Origin of the sequence: Mesorhizobium sp. M1A.F.Ca.IN.020.06.1.1, assembly GCF_004023265.1 — a bacterium.
GTDB lineage: Bacteria > Pseudomonadota > Alphaproteobacteria > Rhizobiales > Rhizobiaceae > Mesorhizobium.
The window spans coordinates 1-1,321 of sequence record NZ_RZSR01001277.1 but is presented as its reverse complement, the minus strand read 5'-3'; the positions used below and the strand labels follow the sequence as shown (position 1 = coordinate 1,321).

The 1,321-nt window shown below is 61.8% G+C and carries 1 protein-coding gene; it reads left to right on the top strand.

Annotated features, from left to right (window positions below; all coding sequences use genetic code 11):
• Positions 1 to 146: 146 nt before the first annotated feature.
• Positions 147 to 1,321 (top strand): TerB N-terminal domain-containing protein (locus tag EOA60_RS33235; RefSeq protein WP_206628371.1); only part of this gene is annotated, 1,175 nt, incomplete at its 3' end.

Genomic DNA, 1,321 nt, shown 5'->3' with positions numbered 1-1,321 from the left:
ATCCACGATCTCGTCCTGACAGGCGCTTCACCGACGGAAGCGACCAGTGGGAACGGCGCCCGGTCACGGCGAGCATGCTCGTGGGCGATAGCGGTCGTCAGCCCAAGGCTCCGGCAAAATGGATACCTTCTGGAGAGGGCGTTCGGGTGGCGGGAGTCTCGATCAACTCGGGCATGTTCTATCTCGGCGCGTCCTTCGCCGGAAAATCCGGGGCCGAGAACTGCCTGGTTGATCCAACTTGCCAGGTCGGCTCCGTAAGAGGCGATCCCGAAGGCAAAACGTTGCCTTACTGGCCATCATATCAGTCGATCTCCCCCGGGGCGCGTCGGACCTATCTCGAATGGCTTGCAGGAGGCAGGAACGATCCTTCGATCGGCATAGGCTACGTCTTCATATTCTTCTATGGCCTCGAACGTCGTCTCTTCATCGACGAGGCCAGGAACGAGGCGCCGGCAATGGCAGCGGAGGTCCGGCGCCTTCTTGCGCTCCATGGTGAGAACTACTCCTTCAAGGGTTACGCGTCGAAGTTCCTCGACGTGGCGGATTTGATGGCTAACCCGGACATCTCCCGCCCGGCACTCTCGCCAGATCTGAGGAGCGGCTACGAGATGCCGCTGTCCGTTAGGCTGCATCTCGGACGAAAGCTGGGTTCCAAGCTTCCCTTCGACAGCACTGACGCTCTCCTGTGGATATTGTCCCTTCCGGACACGCAGCTCCGCACGCCCGCATCCAGATGCTTCGAGGAACTCGCCGAACTCTGGCACGTGCGGTTCGCGTCGCGGTACCCGGACGGGCTGAAGGTCAATTCGCCGAGGACCAAGATCAAAGTCGAATATCGGGCGGCGAGCGGAGGCTTCGGGGGCAGGGTGGACCTGTCGGACAGCGAGCTCGGACCGCTTCCCGACGTCGGTGCCGTTTCCGCGCCGATCGATGGACTGAGAGACCTTCTCAACGCGTGCAGCGACGAGCTTGCCGCTTACAGCCGTCTTCTTGGGAAGAAACCTGAGGCCAGGGATACCGTCGAAGCGGCTTTCCTGTTGCCCAAGGAGATCCTGACATCCGGATCGGAGACCGGCGCCGCGGCGCTCAAGCGCGTTGACGATTTTTTTGGCGATCACAGGATCGCCGGGGCCAAGGTGACGCGGCTGGCGCAAGCCCTTGGAATGGAAATCCCGCCCAAGGGAAAGCTCGGCGCAGGCCTATGCAACCAGATCGGCGCCTTGATGGACAAGCTGGATGTCGGGTTCGAGCCGGACCGCAGGTACGGCTCGCGCGGCCTAGAAGCCGACGGCTATATCCTGCTGTTCAAGGCGAAGGAAGG